This is a genomic window from Nitrosomonas sp. JL21 (genome assembly GCF_009833095.1).
Lineage (GTDB): Bacteria > Pseudomonadota > Gammaproteobacteria > Burkholderiales > Nitrosomonadaceae > Nitrosomonas.
Map to the genome: position 1 here is coordinate 95,960 of NZ_QRCB01000009.1, position 23,108 is coordinate 119,067.

Sequence of the window (23,108 nt, forward strand, 5' to 3'; positions counted from 1 at the left end):
TGCGGTTATTCGTGCTACACGATGCTCATTTACCATCCGCGCATCATTGCAACGCCATGCGCGCCCATTTCTTGCGCTATCGACCCATCTTCACGGCTGAGCCCACCCAATGCATACACAGGCATGGCGCAATCCCGAATCAACGTGGCAAACTTTCTCCAACCCAACGGTGCAACTTCCGAATGGCTCAGGGTAGGATTGACAGGACCCAGTAAAACATAATCGAACCCAAGCTGCTCAGCCGCAAACAATTCTTCGGCGTTATGACACGATGCGCCACAGATGCCATACGCCGGCTCAGGACGAGCCGATAGCGCCATCAGTTGCGAGGCACTCAAATGCACGCCATCGGCGCCGATGCACCGCGCCAGTTCCGCATCACCGTTGATGATCACCTTGCCTTGATAGGCATGCACCAACCAAATGACGTGTCGTGAGAATTCCTTCAGGTCAACGGATGCCATCTGTTTCTCACGGATTTGAAACAACCGAACGCCCTTCTTCAGACCGCTTTCGATGCGCTGCAGCTCGTGTTCAATGGTCATTTCAGCAGCGCAGGTGATCGCATATATGGAAGGCAATGACAACGACTGCAAGATCGGGCCATTGGCCGGCAAAATGGGCGATACGTCAACCTGATGCGGAAATTGCCAGCTCAAGCCCTGGTTTTCACGAGCGATAAACTCGCCTTCCCATTCCAGCACACGAAAAAAATGCAACCTGACCGTGGCATGCGCATAATTAAAAATGCGAGTCAGCCAAGGATGCGCAACCCTGACCTGAATGCCTAATTCTTCCCATAGTTCGCGAACCAGTGCGTGCTGCAAGGATTCATCTTTCTCCACTTTGCCGCCTGGAAATTCCCAATAGCCTGCATATATTTTTCCTCCAGGCCGGCACGTCAGCAAAAACTGACCATCAGGCCGCAGGAGCACAGCAGCCACGACTTCAACGACAGGGGTTGGCTCTGAAAGCGAAGAAGATGTATTCACAACGATTGAGAATGATCAGTCGATCGTTCTCTGCCGGCCCAATCGCGGGCAAATTGCCAAGCGACACGGCCGCTGCGCGAACCCCGCTGCAATGCCCATTGCAACGCTTCTGTGCGCGCCATAACGGTCATTTCCTGAATGCCAAAATGACTCAACCAGGTGCGCACGATGTGCAAATAACTTTCCTGATCGAAAGGATAGAAGGATATCCACAAACCAAAACGCTCCGATAAGGAAATTTTTTCCTCGATGGCTTCACTGGGATGCACTTCTCCATCACTGTGCCGCGTATCGAGATTATCGCGCATGAATTCGGGCACCATATGACGACGATTCGAGGTCGCATAGATCAGCACATTATCTGAAACCGTCGCTATCGACCCATCCAGCACTACCTTCAACGCTTTGTAGCCAGGTTCATCGGTTTCAAAGGACAGGTCATCGCAGAACAGAATGAATCGCTCCGATCGCTGATGGATTTTCTCGACAATATCATGCAAGTCGATCAGGTGATGTTTTTCCACCTCGATCAGGCGCAATCCATCCTTGGCATATTTACTCAGCACAGCCTTGATCAGCGAAGATTTACCGGTACCGCGCGCACCGGTCAACAATACATTATTCGCCGGGAAACCTTGCACGAACTGTAGCGTGTTCTGATCGATGCGTCGCTTCTGCTCGTCAATGCCGGATAGCGCATCGAGCGTAATCTGGTGCGGATGCATAATGGCCCGAATATAGCCATATTGGCCTTGCTTGCACCAGCGAAAAGCGTCGGCTGCATGCCAATCCGGATCGGGCTGGGCCGGTGGCAGGAGTTTCTCCAATTGATCGAGCAGCCTATCGGCTCGCAAGCAGAGCTTATCAATATCATTCATCGAGGTTGGATCAACTGCGATAGCTGGCGTTAATCTTGACGTAATCATATGAAAAATCGCACGTCCAAACCGTCGTCGACGCTGCACCTCGATTCAGCACGACCCGCACGGTGATTTCGGCTTGGCTCATCACCCGTTGCCCATCTTCCTCGCGATAATTCAACGCCCGGCCGCCATGTTCCGCAACCAGCACCTCATCCAGGAACAATTGCAGCTTGCTGACATCGAGATCATCGATTCCGGCATAGCCGATCGCGGCCAGAATACGTCCCAGATTGGGGTCGGAAGCGAAAAAGGCGGTTTTGACCAGCGGAGAGTGCGCAATCGCGTATGCCACTTTGGCGCACTCATCCACATCCTTGCCTGCATCTACTTGCACAGTAATGAATTTGGTCGCGCCTTCGCCATCGCGAACGATCATTCTGGCCAGATCGGCAGCAACCGCTGTGATCGCATCCTGTAACACAGTAAATTCCGCGCTATCCTGCTGGGTAATTTCTCGATGACCGGCTTTGCCAGTTGCCACCACAATGAACGCATCATTCGTGGAAGTATCTCCGTCCACCGTAATGCGGTTGAACGAATGATCGGCCGCATGCCGTGCCATTGCTTGCAATGCAACCTGACTGACGGCTGCATCGGTGGCGACATACCCCAGCATGGTGGCCATGTTCGGACGTATCATGCCGGAACCTTTGGCAATGCCGGTAATCGTCACCGTCCTGTCTTCGATCTGCACCTGTCGAGATGCCGCCTTCGGCACGATATCCGTGGTCATGATGGCCTGCGCGGCGCTGAACCAATTGTCCCCCTTGCAGTTGGCTACGGCTGCAGGTAATCCGGCTACAAGTCTATCCACCGGCAGCGGCTCCATGATTACACCGGTTGAAAAGGGCAGGATTTGCTGCGTCGAAAGCCCTGTCAATCGGGCTAATTCAGCGCATGTCATCAGCGCATGCGAAATGCCTGCATCGCCGGTACCGGCGTTGGCATTGCCGGTATTGACCACTAATCCGCGTATGTTCGATTGGGCCAGATGCTGCTTTGCAACAATCACCGACGCGGCGCAAAAACGGTTCTGGGTAAATACGCCGGCGACTTGAGCGCTTTCATCCAGCAACATCACCAGCAAATCCTTGCGATTGGGTTTCTTGATGCCCGCTTCGGCAATGCCGAGCGTGATACCGTCAACGGGCAGCACATGTTCAGGAAGTAACGTAGGAATATTAACGGGCATGATCGATCGTCAGCATTTCAAAAATGTCGCTATGCTACCGCATCTTTGAGATGTTTTTGTAACATTCTGATCAAGAAAACCACAATCTGATGATCAGCCTGCTTACCCGGATGCTGTTAATCCATAGCATGGCACGAGCACCGTGATTATATCTCAACCATATGAATAATATGATGATTCATCATTTGTTGTCACTATCTGAGCTTCAGGAAATCACCATTGGCGTTGTTGTCCTTGAATTTAAGGCGGTTTTTTGCCCTTATTTCGCATTTGCAAAAATTGCAATTGTATGAGAATGGCCTTAACGGTAATATTCAATCACTCTCAGGCATTTTTATGATGAACGGTATCAGGCACACAGTGATTTTGAAACAAATGAGCGCAGAATTGTTGGTAGCTCTTGTCATATTGTCGATGGTTTTGCTGGCGCATGTCCGACCAGTCCACGCCAACCCCCGCCACGCTTCAATTGCCATTGATGCCGACAGCGGCGAAGTTCTGCACGAATCAAACGCCGACGCCAGCCGCTATCCAGCTTCGTTAACAAAAATGATGACACTGTACTTATTGTTCGAAGCTCTGGAACAACGCAAGCTGTCATTGGACAGCCGTATGCCGGTCTCTGCTCACGCCGCACTGATGCCGCCCACCAAAATCAATCTGCAAGCAGGCGATACGCTGAGTGTGCGGGACGCGATTCCTGCGCTGATCGTGCGTTCCGCGAATGATGTCGCAGCCGTCGTGGCCGAAGCGCTGGGGAATACCGAACCCTATTTTGCACGCATGATGACTGACAAGGCGCGCTCATTAGGCATGTACTCGACGATCTTCAAAAATGCCTCGGGCTTGCCGGATCATGAACAAAAAACGACAGCTCGCGATCTGATCAAGTTGTCGATACGCTTGATGAAGGATTTTCCGCAGTATTATCATTATTTCTCGACCCGATCATTCAGTTACAAAGGGACTGTCTACAACAGCCATAATCGAATGATCAGCAATACCCGCGGCGTAGATGGCCTGAAAACCGGTTTTATAAGAGCTTCTGGATTCAATGTGGCAACTTCCGCCAAGCGCGGCGAGCGCCGCGTCATTGCCGTGGTGATGGGTGGCCCGACTGCAGCTTCGCGCGATTATTATATGTCGCAACTGCTGGATCGCAGTTTTTCCGGAGAGAAGGGCATTCAATTAGCCAGCACTTCTTCTCAAGCCCGTAAGACAGCCGCTGCCGTCAAAAAAACCATAACTTCAGATAAATCAATTAAGCCGGTCAAACAAGCGCCTGAGCTAAGAGCCCCGACCAAAGCGAGACAGGTCGAATTACGCGCTCAATCCCAGAAGGTTTCGCTCACGCGCAATCAAAACTGGGAAATTCAGATCGGTTCTTATCACGCCCATGATCGGGCGCAGGCGCAAGCACAGGCAGTGACCCGCTGGGTACCGGGTTCGGTGGTCATTAGCGAAGTGGAAGTCAGCAATCGCAAATTCTATCGTGCCCGATTGGTTGGCTTGCAGGAAAATCAGGCGCGATCGGCGTGTCAAAATTTATCGCGCCAGAAAATGGAATGTTTGGTCGTACGTTCTCATGGCTGAGGAAGCCATATCTTCGGAGGTTTGGATTCAAGCAATGCGCATCGACAATGAATTAGACGTACGCGGTTTGGTATGCCCATTGCCTATTTTACGCACCAAGCAATCGTTGTCAGCAATGATCAGTGGACAAACGCTGCAAATCATTGCCACTGATCCAGCCTCAGTTATTGATTTTCAGGTTTTCTCAGAGCAGACGGGAAACGAATTGTTATTCTTATCCGAAACGGCGGGCGAGTTCATATTCGTTCTGAAAAAGAAATAGCAGCCTCCCTTTCCCATGCATCAATCGATAGAAAAGCTCCGGAAAAAGGACCAGCCATAGCATCACTCGCCGGCGATCGTCATGCGATCGATCAGTACCGAACCGCATTGTTTAGAACCGCGCACCATCACATCGCTACCAATGGCCGCTATACCGCGAAACATCTCCTTCAGATTACCTGCAATCGTGATCTCTTCTACCGGATAGGCAATTTCACCACGTTCCACCCAGAATCCCGAGGCGCCGCGAGAATAATCACCCGTAACCGAGTTCACGCCATGGCCCATCAGTTCGGTCACCAACAGACCGGTATCCATTTTTTTCAATAATGTCTGGAAATCCATCGGTGCCGCGTTGTACATGATCAGATTATGCGTACCACCGGCATTTCCCGTGGTACGCATGCCCAGCTTGCGGGCCGAATAACTGCCCAGAAAATATCCTTTCACTACGCCATTTTCGACCACATGGCGCTCGACCGTTGCCACGCCGTCATCATCAAATGGACTGCTGGCCAGTCCTTTATGCAAATGGGGCGATTCGCGAACCTGAATATCAGCTGCAAAAACGGACTGGCCGATGCTATTCAATAAAAAGGAAGATTTTCGATAGAGATTACTGCCGCTCACTGCCGAGGCGAAATGTCCGATCAAACCTGCTGCGATCGGCGCTTCAAATAATACCGGCACTTCGCAGGTTGTGATTTTGCGAGCGCCAAGTCGAGCGGCGCTGCGCTTACCGGCCTTCTGCCCAACGCTTTCGGGGGATTCCAGATCGGCTGCATCGCGCGCCACACTATACCAATAGTCCCGTTGCTTGCTGTCGGCCTGTTCCGCGATCATGGCGCAGCTCACACTGTATCGTGACAGCGGATATCCCCCCATGAACCCCAAGCTATTTGCATACACGAATTGCGATTCACTCGCGGAAATTGTCGCGCCCTCGGAGTTGGTGATGCGTTTATCCACTTCATAGGCCGCTTGTTCGCATTGTCTGGCCAGACCGATGGCCTGTTCCACCGAAAGTTCCCATGGATAGTACAGATTCAGCGACGGATAATCCCGCGCCAACAGGTCTGCATCCGCCAGCCCGGCGCAATCGTCATCCGCAGTATAGCGGGCGATCGATAGCGCGGCGGCGACGGTATCGCTGATGGCTTGGGGAGAAAAATCGGAAGTGCTGGCATTGCCGCGTTTTTGCCCGATATAGACCGTCACCGACAATCCTTTGTCACGGTTGTATTCGATCGTTTCAACCGCGCTCTGCCGCACTGTGACATTTTGGCCGAAGCCATTCGATACATTGGTTTCGCACGCAGTAGCGCCACCTTTTTCGGCGTGCTTCAAAATATCGCGCGCTATCTGTTGCAGCGTTCCTGGGGAATATGAAAATCGAGAATCAGATACTGGTAGATTGTCCATACAAATCGATGTAGCGCATTGCCTGCGCCGTAACAAGAAGTGAAATAATAAAGGTACCCGGACTCATATAAAGCGCTATGATACCGCTTCCTGACATCACAACACAGATTATCGTGCAAAATAACCCAGAAAATGACGATCAGCTCCTTCCCATACCGAGCAAGACTCAGCGCAAGAAACAGATGCACGCATTGCAAGACATCGGTGAGCAGTTGGTTGATCTGGATGATAAGAGACTCAAGGAACTCGATTTGCCAGATTCTCTGCTCGAGGCCATTCAGCAAGCTCGTCCGATGAACAAGCATGGCGCACGGCGTCGGCAAATGCAGTATATCGGTAAATTGATGCGTACCGTTGATGTACTGCCTATTCAGGAAAAACTCGACGCCTGGCAGGGTGTTTCAGTCCAGCACACTGCCCGATTACATCTGTTGGAGCGCTGGCGTGAACGGTTGTTGACCGACGAGCATGCGTTGACCGAATTTGCTCAAGCATACCCTGGGGCAGATTTACAGCATTTACGGATATTGATTCGTAATGCCCAAAAGGAAAAAGCTGCGGACAAGCCCCCGAAAAGTTTCCGGCTCCTGTTTCAAGAATTGCAGACACTTATCCCTGATCACTAAACGCACGATGCAGCGACGATTCAATCAACTCTGACTTTCGTCGCACAAACCTAAATCATTCAAGCGAAGGCCCCTCATCTGAATTTTCGGGTCCACAGGGAAGAAGCCCCTTTTTTTGCAAATTGTCGCTCCAGGCCAGGGAGCGGTAGTCAAAACCATTGGCAATGGAAGGCTTGATGATATCGAAAAACGGGGAGATGTCGAAATCGCGGGGAGTATACAAACTGTAATGCCGGATGTGATAAATCTCGGCATAACAATCCACGTGCATGGGGTTATCCGACCAAGTCCGCTGTATCTCCGGCAGAATCGGATAACGCACCGACTCAAAAGCTTGCGCAATGAGGGTCGAACAAATTGCCCGGGTCGGGTCGCCGCTGCCGAGCGCCAGCAGACGCCTGCGGAATCGGGCTGGCACCGGCACTGTCGGCAATAGATATCTCACCAGATCAAAAACATGCTTCAAGTCATACTGATGACCCAAGCGCGTGATGACATAATCCACCACTCGCTTGCGATCTTCATCGCTCAACCCGACAGGCCGGCAAATACGGGTGTGCATCTGGGCATATTGAGCCAGTGTCACGGCGCGCACGCCTTCTTTCAGATCCGCTTCAATCAGTACTTTTGGCAACTGCCAAGGCGAATCGTGAGACAACGCGTTGCCAACATACAATGCCGCATGTGACCATGTCGATTGGGTCAGATATTTGATAGCGACACTGATACGCGTATCTCCTTCCACCAACAGCACATCACCCGGTTGCAGATTTTCCAATAACTGCTGCTGGGTAACCGTTGCAACCTGTGTGCTCTGCCGTATCGGTTTGGTCAGGAATTTCGCCAACCCCCGTCCTGCTACCTCAGAGATATACCCCATGAATGCTCCTTCACATTCCTATTTTTCATTAACCGAGCAACCTAAATGTCGATTAGAACCCACCGCCCATTCATCACGGCCAATTCTATTATATGCGGCTACAATACGTTTTGTGATTGATTCTCGGTTTTTTACGACTGAACATGCTCTCCATTTGCTGGTCATTCTGATCGCCGGCATAGCCGTTACCATTTGCGTCATATTGCATTATCAGGCTCTGCGCTTCCTGAGCCGCACGATCGGCGCCATACGCATCCTCACAGCTACGGAGAACTTGGCCGCATTTGCTGACCAAATCGGATTCTGACAGGAAAGATTGACGAAACAGTGGTGAAAGAAAGGGAAGACATGCATCCCTTTGAACGATGTGAATCTCGAATTAAACCGGGTCTTATTCTGCTGCAGGTTTTCTTTCCAAGTTTCTGATTTTTTCGAAAAGCGCTTCTTTTTCGCTTTCTAATTCTTTATAGCGCGCATACAAACGATCCAGATCCGCAGTATATTTTTGAACCCGCTCATCCTTATCCACTCTGCGCTGGATATAATCGTCATAATTCGGAATGGGAACGCTTTTTCCAGTGAAATTGAGCGGCGTCGGATCAGGTGATTCCAACATTTCATTACGACGTAATTCCTGAGTCATCAGAAATTGTTGATAAGTGGATTGCGATTCTTGCGAAACCCGCATCATTTCTTTTTCCAGTCGGGAGATTTCAGATAATGTCGATTCGTCCAACTGAGCCCAAGCAGCGACTGACACGGTAAGGAAAAAGACTAAAACTAGATTGCGCATGGCGTTAAAAATTGACTCGAAGATAGTAACCATACGCGCCTGAGAACACTTGTCAAGCCCCCAAATAAAGCCAGAGGTTGCTAAAGCCGCTCAAATACAGCCGCAATTCCCTGACCACCACCGATGCACATCGTGACCAGCGCATAGCGTCCCTTACAACGATGCAATTCATAGATGGCCTTGATGGTCAAAATGCTGCCCGTGGCGCCGATTGGATGGCCTAACGCAACGGCACCGCCATTTGGATTGGTTTTTGTCGGATCAAATTGCAGTTCTTTCGCGACCGCGCATGCTTGCACGGCAAAAGCCTCGTTCGATTCGACGACGTCAAGATCCGCCACGGTCAAACCAGCCCGGTGCAATGCCTGCTGCACGGCAGGAATCGGGCCGATTCCCATCAGTTTCGGATCCACACCGGCATGACCGTAAGCAACCAGCCGCGCCAGCGGTGTCAAATTGCGCTTTTCCGCTGCGCTGCCGTCCATCAGCACCAATGCAGCAGCGCTGTCGTTGATGCCTGAGGCATTGCCTGCGGTCACCGTTCCGTCTTTTTTGAATACCGGCCGCAACGCGGCCAGACTCTCGGCGCTGGTATCCACACGCGGATGCTCGTCAGTATCAAAACTCACTTTTTTCTTGCCGGCAATGATTTCGATCGGCAGGATCTGCTCCTTGAAATAACCGTTCTGGATCGCATGCAGGGCGCGGCGATGGCTTTCGGCCGCATATTCATCCTGTTCTTGTCGGCCGATGTGCCATTTGGCGGCGATATTCTCTGCAGTCATCCCCATATGTACATGATCAAACGGATCGGTCAATGCTCCGACCATCATGTCGACCGTATTGCCGTCATTCATGCGCTGACCCCAGCGCAGTGCCGGTAATAGATATCCGGCCCGGCTCATGGATTCTGCGCCCCCAGCCACGGCCACATCGGTATCCCCGAGCAGAATATGCTGACTCGCTGAAACTATCGCTTGCAAGCCACTTCCGCATAAGCGGTTCACCGTCAATGCCGCCGTATGCTGCGGCAACCCGCCATTGATGCTGGCTACCCGCGCTAAATACATATCCCGAGGTTCGCCATGAATGACATTGCCAAACACCAGATGGCCCGTTTCCTCAGGATCAATACTGGCGCGTGCTATCGCCTCCCGCACGACGCTCGCCGCTAACTCAGCCGCTGCAATCTGTTTGAGAGCGCCGCCATAATCGCCAATCGCTGTCCGGACGCCGCTCAGAATGACCACTTCTTTCATGTATGCCTCTTATTGACGGAAGAAATACAGTATCCAGCAGCCCCATCATTGCTGCCGGTCATATTCTTCCAATAATTTTTCCAATACGGCAATCACCTGGATGCACTCATGGCGCAATGAATCCAGCCGCTGGGCAACAGCATCCAGTTGATTGTCGTTGGCCAGGTTTTCCAGTAGGTGGCAAAGATCGGCAAGCGCATCGGCGCCGATCATCACGCTACTGGATCTCAGGGTATGCGCCGCCCGCGCTAATTGAATGTTATCGCAGGCTTCGAAGGTCTGTTCGATCTGGGACAAATATTTCGGTAAGGACTTCAGATAAACGGGTAACAATTTTTGTAAAACGCCGACGCCATTTGCCGAATCCAGGCGGCGCAATTGATTCAATTTATCCAGATCGAGAATGGGTTTATTCATCGCTCATTTTGCCGCGACGACGCCCAAGCGCTCTTTAAGCGTTGGAGAATTATGGCCATGATCCAACACCTTGGCATAATACATGGAATTCTTTAAGACCTTCTTGACGTAATCGCGCGTCTCATTGAACGGAATCGTTTCAGCATAAATCGCCCCTTCCAGCGGCCGAGTCTGATCACGCCAGCGCCTGGCCCTCCCGGGGCCGGCATTATAGGCGGCAGAGGCCAGCAACGGTTGATTATCCAACGTACTGAGCACGTGCTTGAGGTAATAGGTGCCAAGGCGCAAGTTGGTATTCACATCGGTCACCAGGTGCTGGCGAAAATTCTGTATGCCCAGTTGTTTGGCCACCCATTGTGACGTGGCCGGCATCAATTGCATCAATCCGACCGCCCCGGCATGGGATTTGATATCCGCAATAAAGCGGCTTTCCTGCCGAATCAGGCCATATACCCACGCTTCGTCCAGCGTATGCTGCTGCAAGATCTTTTTCAGCGATTGCCGGTGCGGAGACAAAAACCGCAGACTGAAATCATGCTGCGACACGGTCTTGTTGGCGGTATTGATGGCGCGGTCGTACAATCCGTTGCGGCGAGCCACTTCGGCAGCCGCCAGCAGTTGCGCGTCGGTAAAGCCGCGTATCGTCCAACTCCATTCGCGTAACGCTTCCGTTCTCAGATCCATACGTGAAAACGCCAAGGCTCGTTGTATGCCGGGTTTACGCTCCATCAATTTGACTTCATCATTGGTCACCCGATAGGTCTTATCGGCGATGGTCAGCATGGTTCCTAATTCTTCGCGCGCCAGTTGCCCATAAAAACTATGTTCTTCGCTCAGCGGGATGAACAGGGTATTGGCATCGAGAACCTTACCTTTGGTTTTCAACGCGCGCGCTTTCCAATATCGCCACGTATCGACTTGCTGCTCGGTCAGCGACATTCTGTTGATGGTACTCAGGACTTCATTCCAATTCCCGACCCTCAAGGCAGCGCGCACTTGCCATCCGAGCACGATATCGGTGGGTGGGTAAGTTTGCGTGGTGTTCTGCGCTTCCTTGAACCAGTCCAAAGCACGCACATCATGACGCATCGCCGCCCGATATCCCAGTCGCGACAAAAAATACGAGCGATCGGATGCAGTCAAGCGGTTCTTGACTTTCAGCCATTGTGTATGGGCCTGGTCGGTATCGTTTCGCAGCAAACGCAGCAATGCAAACAATGCGATTTCACGATCACTGCGCGACTTGACCAAGCTTTTCTGAGCCTCCAGATAGCGCAACGGATTCTTGGCGGCGCTATTCAAATTCGCAGCGTTCAACCCTTCAGCGCTAGGAAGATAGCGATTCACTTGCGTGGCCATACCCGTTTGTCCTTCTTCCAAGGCCAGTCGGATGCGTTTCCACAGATCCTCGCGCGAAATTTGCCCGCTCAGGATCAAGGATTGGAAAATCCCAACGCAACTATCAGGCAAACTTGTCGGCGTATTCCAAATCGCTCGTGCATCCGTGATGACTTGCTGATCACCATTGTCGAGACGACGCTGATAGGCATAGCACAATAATTCAATATCGTTATTCACCAGTTGCGGATATTCTTTATCAAACAACGGCCACTGCTGATTTTTGCCTAAAACCTTGAGCCAATCCGACCGCAAGCGATCTGCAACCAGGCTGCCTTCATAACGGGTAAGGAAATGACGAATACTGGCCGTATCGGTCGTTCGCAACTGCATGCGCAGTTGATAATATTCCACGTAGGGCCATAGTACATGGCGTTTCAGCCGGGGCGCGTACTCATCCAGACGTTTGGCATTGCCTGATTGAAACGCTTGCCTGGCAGCAATAAACTCACTATCTTGATTTGCTGACAGCGTGCCGGCCCAAGCGAGAAGAATCAACCCCAACAGATAATTTCTCATAGTGATGACCATTCAGCCTTACATGAAACACAAATAAGATACTAGAACAAATGCTTACAATCAACCCGGCCCATCTAGCCGCATATCCCGATTACGCCATGGGCGCTCCCTATTCACTGAAATTCAGATCATCCGATGAAAGATAGTGACACGATCAAATGATGCCTTGCCCCAGCATGGCATCGGCTACTTTAACGAAACCGGCAATATTGGCGCCATCCACGTAATTCACGCTACCGTCAGCTTTGGTGCCGTACTTCAGGCAGGATTTATGAATGGCGCGCATGATTTCCTGCAATCGCGCGTCGACCTCTTCGCGCGTCCATGACATCCGCATCGCATTCTGGCTCATTTCCAAGCCGGATGTCGCTACGCCACCTGCATTGCTTGCTTTGCCGGGGGCATACAATACTTTGTTATGAATGAAACATTCAACCGCTTCGGCAGTTGATGGCATGTTCGCGCCTTCGGCGACGCAGATGACGCCATTATTGACCAGCATCTTCGCATCCTCACCGGTAATCTCATTCTGCGTGGCGCACGGCAAGGCCACTTGAACAGGGACATGCCAGGGTTTCGCGCCCGGCAGATAAGTGACATTGACACGTTTGGCGTATTCATCCAGTCGCGCATAGAGGTGATTCTTCACTTCGTTTAATATGGCCAATTTCTCCGGCGTGAATCCAGTCTCATCAACGATGGTGCCGCTGGAATCTGACACGGTGATGACTTTGGCTCCCTGCGCCATGGCTTTCTCAACGGCAAATTGCGCAACATTACCCGAACCGGACACGGAAACCCGCATGCCTTCGAGATAACGCCCCGCATGCTTCAATACTTCCTGAGCAAAATAAACGGTACCATAACCAGTTGCTTCGGGCCTTATCAATGATCCGCCAAAACTCAGGCCTTTACCGGTAAACACACAATCCGCCCGATTGGACAATTTTTTCATCATGCCCGCCATGAAGCCGACTTCACGACCCCCGACGCCGATATCACCGGCTGGAACATCAGTATCGGAACCGATATGGCGGAATAATTCGCTGATGAAAGCTTGGCAGAAACGCATGATCTCACCCGGGCTTTTTCCTTTCGGATCAAAGTCAGACCCTCCTTTTCCACCGCCCATCGGCAATGTCGTCAATGCATTCTTGAAAGTTTGCTCAAATGCCAGGAACTTGAGAATCGACAAATTCACTGACGGATGAAATCGAATACCGCCTTTGTAAGGTCCGATCGACGAGCTGTGCTGAATTCGGTAACCACGGTTGACTCTGACTTCGCCATGATCATCAACCCATGAAACGCGAAAAATGATGACTCGCTCCGGCTCAACCAAGCGATCCAACAACCCATGTTCGGCATAGCGTGAATTTTCAGTGATAAAAGGCCACAAGCTCTCTATAACTTCAGTGACAGCCTGCATATATTCTGGTTGATTCGGATTGCGCTCAGCAACGTACGCACTAAACTCCTCAAGACTCTTATATTTCATTTCATTTCCCCGGTTAGTGAAAGGTTATTTTTTGAACAGCAATTCTGCCAAATTAACGTGCAGGCTGCACTGTATTTTTAAAAAATAAGATTTTCTTGATAAAGTTCTTTCTGAGTACGCATATCAATCGCATAATTTTTATGATATTGCTGACAAAAATCATGATGCTCACTATGGTAGTGGAAATTGACTCAACAAATAGTTGAAGAATAGCCTAAAAAAATGGCTTATTTCAGAAAATACATTGTGGGAAACTCTGGAATAGATAGAGAGCGATGGCTAGCTTCAACAAGCACCCCTTATGAATGCAGATAAATGAGCATGTTGAGACTGATTTCTACACATGCAGCCACTGCTCACGCTTTCCTAGCACTGTCATCACGACACAAGCTGAAAAAATTAAAACGAAAATGTGGCATCTAACGAAAATAAAAATTGATCTTTCTTTCCATCAAATGGCCTGAATGCCATATCAATTCCATCCGCTCTGTCATAACGAACATTTTTTCGAATGATGAGATTTTCTAATGACTTCCATCCAAATCTCTTTGCTGGCTTCCAATTGGCGCCCAGCGTCACGGCATAATAATCCGCTGGAGCGCTAATGAATGGAATATTACCTGCATAACTGATCCCTTTATTGTTTAACGCCGAGAGTATTCGATACGGTGAAAAAACACGCCAGCCATTCCGATCATGGAACCGTTCGGCGCGTATGCCTAAAGACAAATCGCGAAACAGGTCGTAAGTCAGGTGAGTGTTGATGCTGTACCAAGCGGCATTCTGAATGCCTCCCGGGAGATTGATTTTACTTGCCCAGCCGTGCGTATGGTGAATGACCATATGGGTTTTAGGTGTCCACCAACGTTGCAGAACCGTGCTATACATCAGCCAGGGTTCGTCGACGGCCGTAGTGCCATACGTTCCGCCAATCTGGGCTGAGGTTCTTTTATCATCGCTATTCCAGATAATATTGAGCAATGCGCCCCAATTATCCAGATGCTTATCAAAACCGCCATCCCAACCGCCCGTGGCGCTCCCGGTCGTTGCGCCGGTTTGCACAAGCCAATTTTTAGTGGCTGAGAAGCTCGTTAATAGGCCGGTATGCGTAAATGGCTCGCCACTATTGAGAATATAAGCGCGGGTATAAAAAAAATTATCAGGTGCGGGAACGCTTTCATAACCGATCGGCGTATAAAAATGGCCCAGTTTGATATTAAGCCCTTCTCCAAACGGAACATAAGCTTCCAAATACGCCTGCGGCAGTGCTATGCCGTAAGTGCGGGTTGAGTTGCAGCATAAATTGAGATCCCAGTTCCCCCTATTTGAGGGCTCGCCAGTATTCTCATCGAAAGCAGAAATGCCGAAAGCCTGCGCGTAGATGGCATCGGTTCCAAACAAAAAGTCAAAACGACCGCCGATATCCCACTGCCTGCCTTCTGATTCTACCGAGCGCTGTAAAAACAAATTCAATTGATTTACCTGAAATTGATTGGCACGATCGGCAAAAGTCACTGTGCCATTGAATCCATCGGAAGGGTTGTTTGCATTATAGGTCGCTCCACCGTTAATCCAGCCACCCAGTTCCAGTCGGCTTTTCTTGAGTAAACTGGTTAAATTATTGGCATGCGCATGACTGAAATAAAACGCGCTTAACAATAGGGTGGTGATCAACATATATTTCATTCAGATTACCTCTTTAAAAATATCAAATTTTGGATTGCTATTGATCTGCACGAAAACGCTGATCAATTGACTGCACGAGCGAATCGCTTCATTGCGCGGCACTCGCTGCCTCGCCTCTCGTGTTGATAGGTCTCGGCTACGTTCCGTACGCCTACCGCTTCTCTCGTTCCCGAGTTAGCTTGGATATGAAAGAATTAATTCCGCTTCACACAATCTATATCTACGAATGCTAGTTAACTTGATGAGATATCTCAACCGCGCCCGTTTTAGGGTTAAGGACCTGACGCTATGAATACACTCTCCAGAAGAAAAATACTCAAACTAAGCGCGCTGAGCGGCTTGGCCACTGCGCTCGCCAACACCAGTCTTGCTCAGATAATGAAGTTGATGCCCACACCCAGTGAAACGCAAGGGCCGTTTTACCCAATACACGAGCAACGCGACAAAGATAGCGATTTAACCCATCTAAACGGTCACACCGCTCCGGCACAAGGTCAGCACATCATGGTGCGCGGTCAGGTGTTGGATATTGCTGGAAACCCCATTGCTGGCGCTCTGCTGGATATTTGGCAAGCCGATGGCAATGGTCGATACCGTCACCCTTTGGATCGCAATCCGGCACAACTGGATCCTAATTTCCAGGGTTGGGCAATGATGAGCAGTGATCATAATGGCTACTTTCAGTTCAAAACCGTGATGCCTGGCGCTTATCCGGCAGACAGAGACTGGATCAGACCGCCCCATATTCACTTTAAGATTTCGAAACCGGGATATCGCCCCCTGACCACGCAAATGTATTTCCCGGATGAAAAGCTCAATGATGCGGATTTGCTGCTACGAAGCAAATCGATTGCTGAGCGCACTGTGATGATGGCGAAAAAGCTCGAGCCGGAAGGAAATCTGTCTATTTACAGGTACAATATCGTGCTTGACTTACTTCGCAACTAAACTCTCGACTAATCATGACAACAAAACACAGCTCATTGCTTATTTTAGGTTCCGGCCCAGCGGGCTACACCGCCGCTGTCTATGCGGCGCGCGCTAATTTAAAGCCGGTATTGATCACCGGGCTGGCTCAGGGCGGACAGTTGACCACGACCACGGATGTGGACAACTGGCCGGCCGATGCAATGGGTGTTCAAGGCCCCGAACTAATGGAACGGTTTCAGAAACATGCGGAACGTTTTCAGACTGAAATTATTTTTGATCACATTCACACTGCCCAATTAACCGAGTCTCCACTCACGCTCATCGGTGATCAAGGCACCTATATCTGTGATGCGCTGATCATCGCCACTGGCGCTTCCGCGCAATATCTGGGATTACCGTCCGAGGAAGCTTTCATGGGACGGGGAGTATCGGCGTGCGCAACATGTGACGGTTTCTTCTACAAAGAACAGGATGTGGCGGTTGTTGGTGGCGGCAACACGGCCGTGGAAGAAGCGTTGTACTTGTCCAACATTGCCCGCACTGTCACCGTAGTACACCGGCGCGATCAGTTTCGCTCGGAGAAAATTCTGATTGATAAACTGATGGAAAAGGTACGCAATGGCAACATCAAACTAGCGCTTAATCATGTGCTGGACGAAGTACTGGGCGATCAATCCGGTGTTACTGGCATGCGCATCCGCAGCACTCAGGATAATTCGCCCCAGGAGATTGACTTGCAAGGCATTTTTATCGCTATTGGGCACAAACCCAATACGGATATTTTTAACGGTCAATTGGATATGGAAAACGGTTATCTGGTCACACGCGGCGGTCGTCAGGGCGATGCAACAGCCACCAACATTCCGGGCGTTTTCGCGGCGGGAGATGTGCAGGACCATATCTATCGGCAAGCCGTCACGAGCGCCGCAAGCGGCTGCATGGCTGCGCTGGATGCGGAAAAATACCTCGACAATTTAAGAGGCTGACCCACGAAGGTTAAGATTAATCGATACTGTCACATGGAAACTCAATGACTGACCAGGATTTTAACGAAAATGACAACGAACAAGCATTATTTCATGCAGCAATGCATGATGTGATGCGGTTGCCCGCATCCAACACTGTCATTCAACGCAATTCCCCTGTTTCTCCGCTGCCCCGGAAAAAAATATCAGAGGATACAGCGGTTGTTGACGATATGCTGTCAGATCATATTTCCATTGAAATCGAAGCCGGCGATGAATGGTCATATACGCAACCCGGTATGTCACATCAAACACTCAAGCGTTTGCGCCGCGGTCACTGGAGAATTCAGCAAACGCTCGATCTGCATGGCTTCACGCGGGATGAGGCAAGACAGGAACTGAACATTTTTCTAACGGATTGTCTTCGAAAAAACTATCGTTGCGTGCGAGTCATCCATGGCAAAGGGTTAAGCTCGCAAAACCGGGAACCGGTGTTAAAAACGCGTATCGGTAATTGGCTGATTCAGCGTACTGATGTACTCGCATTCTGCCAAGCCCGACCAGAGGAGGGTGGCAGTGGCGCGGTAGTGATTTTACTTAAGGCTGCCAGATCGTCCTGAATGGTGGCTTTCAAAGCGAGGTATTGGACTCGTGTGGAAAGGCTTTTTCATACTGAGTCTGACATTCGATGCACCGCTGCGCGGATGGATAGGCCAGCAACCGCTCAAATCCAATCTCGTTACCGCAATCGATACAATCGCCAAACTCCAGTTCACTCAGATATTTCATCGACATCTCTAATTCGCGCATTTCATTGATCTGCCGATCCACCAGCGCCGTATCGATATCGTCGGGAATATTATTCAAATAATCAGTCGCATTGAAATCTTGCGCCTCTGCCGAATGTCCCATTTCAGTATGGATTTCCTTTTGCAGATCCAGGTAGCGCCTATGCAGCGCAGCTTTCAATTGAGTAAGTTGCTCTTCAGTAAAATTTGCCATATTAAACCTCCTCTAGGCATGATGTCCCGCAATGCGGGCCGAGACTGCCGATTGTCTTTTGATGAAAATCAAGAAAGCATGTTACGACAGTCATATGGTTAGGCCATACGCAAGTGCTTCAAGTCTTCAATCACTTCCGCAGAATTACGCGCTGCACTTGCCGATAGATACAGCCGGGCAATTTTTCCTTGCGGATCGATCAAGAACGTATTACGTTTAGCAAATTTGACGACCCCGAGATTGATCAAGGAATGATAGTCTGCCGCAACTTCTCCTGTGGTATCGGCCAATAACGGAAATTGCAAATGAAATTTTTTTGCAAAATCCGCATGACTACTGGTGTCATCCACACTGACACCGACTACTTCCGCCCCCAAATTCACCAATTCCTGCAATCCGTCTCGAAAAGCGCACGCTTGCTTTGTGCAGCCCGGCGTGTCGTCTTTCGGATAAAAATACAATGCCAGCCATTTGCCTCGAAAATCAGCCAGGCTCTGAATTTTTCCATGCTGATCAGTCAATGAGAAATCCGGCGCCGATTGACCCACTTTCAATGAAGCTTTCTGTCTGGAAAAATACCAGAACATGAACCCCAATGTCATTACCGCCAAGAGAATGGTCAACTCTTCCATCATGCTTACACGTCCTTTTTATTTCATGAATATCCTAACCATGCAATCTAATCACACAACAGCCAGCGCTGGAGAAATCTGGTGAATGTATCTGCTAAGCTTTTCTTTCATAGCTGCATATTTTCCCGAACCCTATATGGGATAGTAGTCAAATAGACTCTCTATCCTAATCATTCACGCCATCAGCACTAATCTTCAAGACCTTACTCATCCATTAAAGTTTCAACAACCACTTGTATTTAAACCAAATATCTGAATCGACTCTGAAAAATGTCTCTCATCGTTATCTTGGTTGCGATTGAATTTAAAATTTTTTCTAATTTATGATGAGAATAATATATATTAATAGAAGTTCTGATCAGTAGGCTGAAACAAAGGTTGAGGTTGTTTTTCCCAAGAAAAATTGCGACAAATGTAGCAACCGTTTCTTCAGATTTCTGACGCCAACAGCTCGCAAGAATGGCGCCGCACTCCACTCATATGTTAACCCAGGCAATGAACTGGAGCACAACGTTTAAACTTGATTGAGCCAATCAGCAGCATATCACTCTGATGCATATTTCAGCGGGAAATACTGTTCTGCTGCACGATTCCAGTTGCATTTAGTGACAAAATGATCAAAGTCAAGTTATTTCTTGACTTTGTCACAGCATGTTACAAACCAAACATCCATCAATACAATCATGTACTTGCAGTATCTTTATCTTCATTTGAAAAGGGGTATCAATGGCCACAGGACAAGAAGTTTTGGCACACTATCAAATCACCATCGATCAGGCCCAACAATTTATTCTGGCAAATATCAAACAACCTGATGTTATTTTTGATACTGCAGAAGATTTTGGCATCACCACTCAACACCTCAGCGACATCACTGGATACTCAACAAACATTATCAGCGGCTTTTTTGGTTCTTTTGGGCTGGATACCGTAGAGCTTGACGACATCCGCATCTTGTTCAACTCAGAATTAGACAATGGGTTTAGTCTCATTGGGTTCAATAATCGCAGCGATGTGTTATCGACTGTTTCACTCAGCAGCTTGGTAAAAGCTGATGTTGAAATTTCGGATTACAGCGATTTTTTCAAGCCTGTATTCAGTTATCAAACAGACGATGGTCTGTATACGCCTGATGAACTCGGTGTTCCGGGCAATAGCGTTCCTGCAACCGAGGCAAGCATCGAGTCTCTGGTATATGGCACCTTGATCAAGGTTTACGCTGGGCTTGATGATTCCGAATTAACCGTACTCAAAGACTTTTCCCATAACGCCGCCAATATCGATGAGTATCGAGCGCTACTTACAGACGCTTTGGGTGATCCGGCAATCCGCAGCGATGAGGAATTAGCCAATCTGATCGCAGATGAAACTGTAGCGCTGATTAATGAATTCTGGTATGGCGATGTCATGGTGAATGGAACTCTTGACCTGAGCCTATTAGGGTTAGCTGGCATTGCCTGAGGGTATGCTATTCATTTGATTCCATTGAAGCACCTTATTTCTGTATTCACGGCAATCATCTCAAGCAGGATAAACCTCGGGTCAACTCAGGATTTTCAGCTCAGCAATCGTTGATAAAATGCCAGCCGCTTGGGATGAATTTTTCCTTGCTGCGCAGCTTGCACGACGGCACAACCCGGTTCTTGACGATGCCGGCAGTTACTGAATTTACATTGGCCTATGTAAGGATGGAACTCGATGAATCCCCACATCACTTCTTCAGCTTTAATGTGATTCAATCCAAACTCCTGAAATCCGGGAGAATCAATAATTGCGCTGGTTGCATCCATACGATAAAGCTGTGAGTGGGTAGTCGTGTGGCAGCCGGAATCCAGCGCCACCGAGATGTCTGCCGTGGCTCGCTCGGCATGCGGAATCAATGCATTCAGCAATGTGGATTTTCCCATGCCGGATTGACCCGCCAATACACTCAGGTGCCCAGCCAGATAAGGATGTAATGCCGAAATATCACTCAAGGCGCTGAGCTGGAGTACCGGATACCCGAGATCCTGATAAAGAGCAAGCGTTTTCATGGCTGCTTGCGTCGGTTCGGCGAGATCGGCTTTATTCAGGACGATCAACACCGCAATGTGAGCGCTTTCCACAGCGACCAGACAACGATTGATCAATTCTTCGCTGAAACTGGGAACGGCTGCAAGCACGATAATGACTTGGGTTACATTTGCAGCGATGATTTTCTCCTTGAAAGCATCACTGCGGTATAACAGCGAAGTGCGCGGATGGATTGTCTCGATTACGCCCTGACCGATGGTCGTTCGTTGTATTTCAACTTGATCACCGCAGGCCACTCCGCCTTTTTTGCCGCGCATCACGCATGAAACGATATCTCCGCCCTGGATTTCAACCGAGAAATGCCTGCCGAACGCAGCAATGACCTCCCCATTCAATCGGGCCGCTAATCGTTCCGGAAGTTCGGAGCGGGTGCTCAAATGGAAAACAACTGATCTATTTTGGCCGCACAGATGAAATCATTTTCCGATAAGCCGCCGATTGCATGCGTGGTATAGGTCACCTCGCACTGACTGTAGCTCACCTTCATATCCGGATGATGATCTTCGCGATGGGAAACCCAGGCCACCGCATTCACAAAAGCCATGGTTTGATAATAATTCTTGAAGGGATAGATTTTGCTGATGTGCTTATCCTGCAATTGCCAGCCATCGATCTGCTGCAGAAAAACAGAAATTTCGTCGCTTGACAATGGCGGCACACCGCCCTCACATGGCTTGCACTGCTTGGAAGTCAAATCACATACGGTCGTGTTCATGCTTGCCCCTGACTTTGTAGATGAGCCACCCGGATCGAGGCGGGCGGGTGCGAGTCGTAAAAAGCCGAATGCAGCGGATCCGGCGTCAATGTTGCGGCATTATCCTGGTACAGTTTTACCAGAGCCCGAATCAAGTCATCCGCTGATGAATTTTGTGCCGCAAAAGTATCAGCTTCGAACTCGTGTTTACGCGAATAAAGGCTCGATAGCGGATGCAACAAAAACGTAAATACCGGCATCACCAAGAAAAACAGCAGCAGAGCCATCGCTGTCGATGGTACAGCGGCGACCTCGACTCCGAGACCCTCATAAAACCAGCCCTGCTTCATCAGATAGCCCAGGATCCATAAAAAAGCCAGGCTCATCGTAAACGAAATGATAATGCGCTTGATCACATGGCGATGTTTGAAATGTCCTAATTCATGCGCCAGCACTGCTTCAATTTCGCTCGGATTGAGGCGCGAGAGCAGCGTATCGAAAAACACGATACGCTTGGTCTTGCCAAACCCGGTGAAATACGCATTGCCGTGATTGCTACGGCGAGAACCGTCCATCACGAACAATCCGCTGGCTTTGAAACCGCATTTGTTCATCAACTGTTCAATACGCATCTTGAGCGTGTTATCTTCCAGCGGCGTAAATTTGTTGAATATCGGCGCAATCCAGGTGGGATAAATCGCCAGCACAAACAGATTGAATGCAATCCAAGCCAACCACGCATACAGCCACCAGTTATCTCCCATCTTTTCCATCAACCATAACACGGAAAATAACAAAGGCGCACCCAGCAACAGTCCCAATGCACTTTGCTTGATCAGATCAGTGAAAAACATCACCGGCGTCATCTTATTGAAGCCGTAGTGTTCCTCGATGACGAAGGTGCGGTAATAGCTCAGTGGAATTTCCGCGACGCCCATGATGAAAAATGTGCTGATGATCAACGCCATGCCATGCGCCAGCGGATCATTCAGCCAGCCCGCCCAGAATTCACTCAACAGGTTCAGGCCGCCGCCCAACGTGAAAGCCAGCAAAAGCATTCCATGCAACACAATGCTCGGATAACCGACAATCGTCTTGGTACAGGTGTAATTCGCAGCTTTTTGATGATCACTCAAACTGATCTGACTGGCAAACTCTTCCGGCACCTTATTCTGATGGGCGCGTACATAACGGATGTGCCTGATGGACAACCAGAATTGAGTCAGCGTTGTGAGCGTAAATGCAATAAGAAAAACCCATGTAAATGTCTGCATAGTCGTTAATTAAAAAACAAAAGAATGATATCGATTAGTCACTTGTAATCCGATTCTTTTTTGTGGAGGTAGAAAAGTG

The 23,108-nt window shown here is 49.5% G+C and carries 24 protein-coding genes; 8 read left to right on the forward strand and 16 right to left on the reverse strand.

The genetic code is table 11. From position 1 onward, the window contains the following. Positions 1–29 precede the first annotated feature (29 nt). Genes ABF87_RS04065 through argJ form a run of 3 tightly spaced genes read right to left on the reverse strand, consistent with a single transcriptional unit; the run spans position 30 to position 3,107 of the window. Entirely contained in the window at positions 30–992 is a 963-nt protein-coding gene (locus ABF87_RS04065; protein ID WP_345789873.1) for a Nudix family hydrolase, read from the reverse strand. Continuing rightward, positions 989–1,870: an ATP-binding protein gene (locus ABF87_RS04070; protein ID WP_160827854.1), complete on the reverse strand. Its 882-nt coding sequence runs from the start codon at positions 1,868–1,870 to the stop codon at positions 989–991. Before ABF87_RS04070 ends, ABF87_RS04065 begins: the two co-directional genes overlap by 4 nt. Before the next feature lie 10 nt (positions 1,871–1,880). Further along, positions 1,881–3,107: a bifunctional glutamate N-acetyltransferase/amino-acid acetyltransferase ArgJ gene (gene argJ, locus ABF87_RS04075; RefSeq protein ID WP_160827855.1), complete on the reverse strand. Its 1,227-nt coding sequence runs from the start codon at positions 3,105–3,107 to the stop codon at positions 1,881–1,883. 336 nt (positions 3,108–3,443) lie between these two features. Here argJ and ABF87_RS04080 point away from each other — a divergent pair, with 336 nt between their 5' ends. Continuing rightward, on the forward strand, positions 3,444–4,700 hold the full coding sequence (locus tag ABF87_RS04080) for a D-alanyl-D-alanine carboxypeptidase family protein (protein ID WP_240143509.1): 1,257 nt from the start codon (positions 3,444–3,446) through the stop codon (positions 4,698–4,700). A 34-nt stretch (positions 4,701–4,734) separates the two neighbouring features. Beyond that, a complete protein-coding gene (locus ABF87_RS04085; protein WP_160827856.1) occupies positions 4,735–4,962 on the forward strand; it encodes a sulfurtransferase TusA family protein in 228 nt (75 codons plus the stop codon). Between the two features lie 62 nt (positions 4,963–5,024). Here ABF87_RS04085 and pmbA read toward each other — a convergent pair whose 3' ends face one another. After that, positions 5,025–6,383: a metalloprotease PmbA gene (pmbA, locus tag ABF87_RS04090; RefSeq protein WP_160827857.1), complete on the reverse strand. Its 1,359-nt coding sequence runs from the start codon at positions 6,381–6,383 to the stop codon at positions 5,025–5,027. 77 nt (positions 6,384–6,460) lie between these two features. On the opposite strand from pmbA, the gene yjgA reads away from it, so the two are divergent. Continuing rightward, positions 6,461–7,009, forward strand: a complete 549-nt coding sequence (gene yjgA / locus ABF87_RS04095; protein ID WP_160827858.1) for a ribosome biogenesis factor YjgA — start codon at positions 6,461–6,463, stop codon at positions 7,007–7,009. Positions 7,010–7,064: 55 nt separating this feature from the next. Here yjgA and ABF87_RS04100 read toward each other — a convergent pair whose 3' ends face one another. Then, entirely contained in the window at positions 7,065–7,889 is an 825-nt protein-coding gene (locus ABF87_RS04100; protein ID WP_160827859.1) for a YiiX/YebB-like N1pC/P60 family cysteine hydrolase, read from the reverse strand. Between ABF87_RS04100 and ABF87_RS04105 the strand changes: the two genes are divergently transcribed. Further along, a complete protein-coding gene (locus tag ABF87_RS04105) occupies positions 7,888–8,196 on the forward strand; it encodes a hypothetical protein (protein ID WP_160827860.1) in 309 nt (102 codons plus the stop codon). The genes ABF87_RS04100 and ABF87_RS04105 overlap by 2 nt on opposite strands. Positions 8,197–8,280: 84 nt before the next feature. Here the strand turns inward: ABF87_RS04105 and ABF87_RS04110 are convergent, their stop codons facing one another. The 6 genes from ABF87_RS04110 to ABF87_RS04135 all read right to left on the reverse strand — a co-directional run bounded on the left by ABF87_RS04110 (position 8,281) and on the right by ABF87_RS04135 (position 15,459). Then, positions 8,281–8,715 carry a hypothetical protein gene (locus ABF87_RS04110; RefSeq protein ID WP_240143510.1) on the reverse strand — a complete coding sequence of 145 codons (435 nt, stop codon included), beginning with the start codon at positions 8,713–8,715 and terminating at the stop codon, positions 8,281–8,283. Between the two features lie 47 nt (positions 8,716–8,762). Next, positions 8,763–9,941: an acetyl-CoA C-acyltransferase family protein gene (locus ABF87_RS04115; RefSeq protein ID WP_160827861.1), complete on the reverse strand. Its 1,179-nt coding sequence runs from the start codon at positions 9,939–9,941 to the stop codon at positions 8,763–8,765. Positions 9,942–9,986: 45 nt separating this feature from the next. Then, positions 9,987–10,358, reverse strand: a complete 372-nt coding sequence (locus ABF87_RS04120; protein WP_160827862.1) for an Hpt domain-containing protein — start codon at positions 10,356–10,358, stop codon at positions 9,987–9,989. A gap of 3 nt (positions 10,359–10,361) precedes the next feature. Further along, on the reverse strand, positions 10,362–12,275 hold the full coding sequence (locus tag ABF87_RS04125) for a lytic transglycosylase domain-containing protein (protein WP_160827985.1): 1,914 nt from the start codon (positions 12,273–12,275) through the stop codon (positions 10,362–10,364). Between the two features lie 154 nt (positions 12,276–12,429). Further along, positions 12,430–13,773: an NADP-specific glutamate dehydrogenase gene (gdhA, locus tag ABF87_RS04130; protein WP_160827863.1), complete on the reverse strand. Its 1,344-nt coding sequence runs from the start codon at positions 13,771–13,773 to the stop codon at positions 12,430–12,432. Between the two features lie 399 nt (positions 13,774–14,172). After that, entirely contained in the window at positions 14,173–15,459 is a 1,287-nt protein-coding gene (locus ABF87_RS04135; RefSeq protein ID WP_160827864.1) for a porin, read from the reverse strand. Between the two features lie 288 nt (positions 15,460–15,747). On the opposite strand from ABF87_RS04135, the gene ABF87_RS04140 reads away from it, so the two are divergent. The 3 genes from ABF87_RS04140 to ABF87_RS04150 are packed head-to-tail and all read left to right on the forward strand — an operon-like array spanning position 15,748 to position 17,974. Further along, positions 15,748–16,407, forward strand: coding sequence for a protocatechuate 3,4-dioxygenase (locus ABF87_RS04140; protein ID WP_160827865.1), 660 nt, complete (start codon positions 15,748–15,750; stop codon positions 16,405–16,407). Positions 16,408–16,421: 14 nt separating this feature from the next. Next, positions 16,422–17,375: a thioredoxin-disulfide reductase gene (gene trxB / locus ABF87_RS04145; protein WP_160827866.1), complete on the forward strand. Its 954-nt coding sequence runs from the start codon at positions 16,422–16,424 to the stop codon at positions 17,373–17,375. Between the two features lie 44 nt (positions 17,376–17,419). After that, positions 17,420–17,974: a Smr/MutS family protein gene (locus tag ABF87_RS04150; RefSeq protein ID WP_160827867.1), complete on the forward strand. Its 555-nt coding sequence runs from the start codon at positions 17,420–17,422 to the stop codon at positions 17,972–17,974. Between the two features lie 10 nt (positions 17,975–17,984). Here the strand turns inward: ABF87_RS04150 and ABF87_RS04155 are convergent, their stop codons facing one another. Together ABF87_RS04155 and ABF87_RS04160 are read right to left on the reverse strand one after the other, a co-directional pair. Further along, positions 17,985–18,356 (reverse strand): TraR/DksA family transcriptional regulator, encoded by a 372-nt coding sequence (locus ABF87_RS04155; protein WP_160827868.1) that lies wholly within the window; start codon positions 18,354–18,356, stop codon positions 17,985–17,987. 98 nt (positions 18,357–18,454) lie between these two features. Next, entirely contained in the window at positions 18,455–18,988 is a 534-nt protein-coding gene (locus ABF87_RS04160; RefSeq protein ID WP_193567996.1) for a peroxiredoxin, read from the reverse strand. Positions 18,989–19,714: 726 nt separating this feature from the next. Between ABF87_RS04160 and ABF87_RS04165 the strand changes: the two genes are divergently transcribed. After that, positions 19,715–20,449, forward strand: a complete 735-nt coding sequence (locus ABF87_RS04165) for a hypothetical protein (protein ID WP_160827870.1) — start codon at positions 19,715–19,717, stop codon at positions 20,447–20,449. Positions 20,450–20,544: 95 nt separating this feature from the next. Here ABF87_RS04165 and rsgA read toward each other — a convergent pair whose 3' ends face one another. Genes rsgA through ABF87_RS04180 form a run of 3 tightly spaced genes read right to left on the reverse strand, consistent with a single transcriptional unit; the run spans position 20,545 to position 23,029 of the window. Further along, complete coding sequence (rsgA, locus tag ABF87_RS04170) at positions 20,545–21,438, reverse strand: ribosome small subunit-dependent GTPase A (protein ID WP_160827871.1); 894 nt, start codon at positions 21,436–21,438, stop codon at positions 20,545–20,547. Further along, positions 21,435–21,776 carry a 4a-hydroxytetrahydrobiopterin dehydratase gene (locus ABF87_RS04175; RefSeq protein WP_160827872.1) on the reverse strand — a complete coding sequence of 114 codons (342 nt, stop codon included), beginning with the start codon at positions 21,774–21,776 and terminating at the stop codon, positions 21,435–21,437. Before ABF87_RS04175 ends, rsgA begins: the two co-directional genes overlap by 4 nt. Beyond that, a complete protein-coding gene (locus tag ABF87_RS04180) occupies positions 21,773–23,029 on the reverse strand; it encodes a M48 family metallopeptidase (protein WP_160827873.1) in 1,257 nt (418 codons plus the stop codon). Before ABF87_RS04180 ends, ABF87_RS04175 begins: the two co-directional genes overlap by 4 nt. Positions 23,030–23,108: the final 79 nt, after the last annotated feature.